Consider the following 3,120-nt stretch of genomic DNA (forward strand, 5'->3'; position numbering starts at 1 on the left):
CGACACGGGCTTCCTTGTCATATTCGGCTTCGAGGCGGTCCCAGGCGGCTTCGCGGCGCGCGCGGTCGCGGCTGAGCATCGCTTCGCCATTGGCGTTCTCGACGCGGTCGACATAGACTTCGACTTCGTCGCCGACATTCAGTTCGGCCTTCTGGCCCGGGCTCGCAAATTCGCGCAGCGGCACACGGCCTTCGGATTTCAGTCCGACATCGATGACCGCAAGATCATTCTCGATACCGGTGACGGTCCCTTTGACGACCTGGCCTTCAAAGCCATCGGAATCGCCCAGGGTTTCGTTGAGCAGTTTTTCAAAATCTTCCCGCGTGGGGTTCGGCGCAGTTGCCATGGATAAATAGTCCTTCAATTTTTCGTTTCAGGCCATCCGGTTGTCTCCGGAGGTCTTGGAACAAAGCTGCGGCGCCGGCCCCGTGCCGGCCCCGCATCCATCGATCGTTCCGTTCGCAAAAGCTTGCGTGCCTCGAAAAGCACAAAGACGTGCCAAGGCTACGACGCTTGGCGCCGCTGCCTGACACGATACTGGATGGATGCGGTCGTTACCGCTTACCCGTCCGAGCTTCTACGAGCGCAATCGCCCGCTGGACGGCGGCCGATATAGTGAGGTTCGTCGTATCGAGCAAGTCCGCATCTTCCGCGCGTTTCAGCGGCGCGCTGGCGCGTTCGGAGTCGCGACGGTCGCGCGCTTCGATATCGGCGAGGATAGCGGCGCGATCGGCATCGGGGTTGTCCTTGATTTCGTCATGATAGCGGCGCTCGGCGCGCGCTTCCGTACTGGCTTCGACATAAAGCTTCGCATCGGCGTCGGGTGCGATCACCGTGCCGATATCGCGCCCATCGAGCACCGCGCCGCCCGGCTGGTTCGCGAAAGCCTTCTGCCGCTCGATCAGCGCTGCACGGACCACCGGATGCACCGATACGCGCGATGCATATTTCCCGGCCGCCTCGCTGCGCAGTTCCGGATCGTCGAGCAATACGTCGGGAAAGTCGCAGCCCGCGAGCGCATCCACCGGATCGTCAGGATTGCCGCCCGCCCGCAATACGCTGATCCCGACCGCGCGATAGAGCAGCCCGGTATCGAGCCAGGGGAGGCCGTAATGCGCGGCGAGCGCCCGGGCGATGGTACCCTTGCCGGAGGCGGCGGGGCCGTCGACCGCGATGATCATGCGACCGTCGCTCCCAGGTCCTCCAGCATGGGCGGGAAGCTGGGAAAGCTCGTGGCGATGGGGCGGATATCGTCGATTTTCACGCCATGCTCGGCAGCGAGGCCCGCGACGGCGAAACTCATCGCGATCCGGTGATCGAGTTCGGCGGAAATCGTCGGGGTTGCATAGTCGCCGCGCAGCTTCTCGCCGCCCGACCCGGTTATCGCCAGCCCGTCTTCGGTCTCCTCGACCGGTACGCCGAGTTGCTTGAGCCCGCGCGCCATGATCGCCAGCCGGTCCGATTCCTTGTGGCGCAGTTCGCCGAGACCCGTGCACACCGTCTTTCCCTCGGCCATCGCCGCGGCGACGAACAGGATCGGGAATTCGTCGATCATGCGCGGCGCGATGTCCGGCGGGACCTCCACGCCCTTCAAGGCGCTGTGGCGGACCTCGATATCGGCGACCGGTTCGCCGCCGACATCGCGTTCGTTCGCATAGGCGATATCCGCGCCCATTTCGCGCAGCACCTCGATCAGCCCGATCCGTGTCTCGTTGATGCCGACATGGCGGACCCAGATGGCGGAACCGGGCACGATCGAGGCCGCGACCATCGGAAAGGCGGCGGAAGAGGGATCGCCGGGCACGCTCGTCATCGGCTGCGGTTTCAGCTCCGCCTCGCCGGTCACGCTGATGATCCGCTCGCCATCGACTTCCTCGACGCTCACTTCCGCGCCGAAGCCGCCGAGCATGCGCTCGCTATGGTCGCGCGTGCGCTCGGGCTCGATCACGCGGGTGATGCCGGGCGTGTTCAGCGCGGCGAGCATGATCGCCGATTTCACCTGGGCCGAGGCGACCGGCAGGCGATATTCGATCGGCACGGTCGGCACGCGGCCATGCACCATCAGCGGCATCCTGTTCTCCGGTGTTACCGAAAAATCCGCGCCCATGCGCGATAGAGGGTCGATAACGCGGCCCATCGGGCGCTTGGAGAGCGAGGGATCGCCGATAAAGGTCGCCGTAACCGCATGGCTGGCGACGAGACCCATCAGCAGCCGTGCGCTCGTGCCCGAATTGCCCATGTCGAGAGCCGTTTCGGGCTGGAGCAGCCCGCCGACGCCGACACCGTTCACGACCCAGTTGCCGTTCGCATCCTGACCGATCTGCGCGCCCATCGACCAGAGCGCGGCGACCGTCGCGATGATGTCTTCGCTTTCCAGCAGCCCCTCGATCCGGCTTTCGCCGACCGCCAGCGCCGACAGGATCAGCGCGCGATGGCTGATCGACTTGTCGCCGGGCACGCGGGCATAGCCGCGCAGCGGGCCTTGCGAAGAAAAAGTGCGAGAAATCGGCGCGTCTGACATGTTGGTCCTTGCGTTGGGCGGAGAGGCATGGTCTGACATTTACGCGCTATATTGTCGCACGGGCCGGACCCTGCTTGAACGGGACTTGGCTTTTGACAGTGGCAATCCCATGTGGCAAGCGCGCGCCCGATCCCGGGCATGACCCGAACGCAGATTTTCCGAATAGATGAGAGACGATATCCAATGGTGAAGCCAGAATGGGGCACGAAACGGACCTGCCCGAAATGCGGGACCCGTTTCTACGATCTCGGCGAAGACGATCCCGTCACCTGCATCAACAGCGAATGCGGCGCCGTGTGGGAGCCCGAGCCGGTGCTGAAATCGAAGCAGCCGGTGATTTTCGACGACGACAAGAAAGACGACAAGAACAAGAAGGACGATGCCGATCTGTCCGGCGACGACGAGGATGACGATGAGGATCTCGTCGCCGATGTCGACGAGGATGCGGACATCAATCCGGACGACGAAGTCGACCTGGGCGGCGACGACGATATCCAGGTCGACACCAGCTCCAGCGACGACGACAAGGAAGACGATAGCTAGAACGTCTTGAATGATGGCGGCACCGGCCCGCTCCGCCTCCCGGCCTCCCAATCAGG

General features: G+C 64.0%; 4 protein-coding genes. 1 reads left to right on the plus strand and 3 read right to left on the minus strand.

The window, feature by feature from the left end:
- The 3 genes from ACTS1Z_RS11460 to aroA form a co-directional block, all read right to left on the minus strand.
- Positions 1-346 (minus strand): S1 RNA-binding domain-containing protein (locus tag ACTS1Z_RS11460; protein ID WP_442624598.1); only part of this gene is annotated, 346 nt, incomplete at its 3' end.
- 208 nt (positions 347-554) lie between these two features.
- Positions 555-1,181, minus strand: coding sequence for a (d)CMP kinase (locus ACTS1Z_RS11465; protein ID WP_442624599.1), 627 nt, complete (start codon positions 1,179-1,181; stop codon positions 555-557).
- Entirely contained in the window at positions 1,178-2,521 is a 1,344-nt protein-coding gene (aroA, locus tag ACTS1Z_RS11470) for a 3-phosphoshikimate 1-carboxyvinyltransferase (protein ID WP_442624600.1), read from the minus strand. The genes ACTS1Z_RS11465 and aroA overlap by 4 nt, the downstream gene beginning before the upstream one ends.
- 183 nt (positions 2,522-2,704) lie before the next feature.
- Here aroA and ACTS1Z_RS11475 point away from each other — a divergent pair, with 183 nt between their 5' ends.
- Positions 2,705-3,064 (plus strand): TIGR02300 family protein, encoded by a 360-nt coding sequence (locus tag ACTS1Z_RS11475; protein WP_442624601.1) that lies wholly within the window; start codon positions 2,705-2,707, stop codon positions 3,062-3,064.
- Positions 3,065-3,120: the final 56 nt, after the last annotated feature.

The sequence above is a fragment of the Parasphingopyxis sp. genome (assembly GCF_052168295.1).
Classification (GTDB): Bacteria; Pseudomonadota; Alphaproteobacteria; order Sphingomonadales; family Sphingomonadaceae; genus Parasphingopyxis.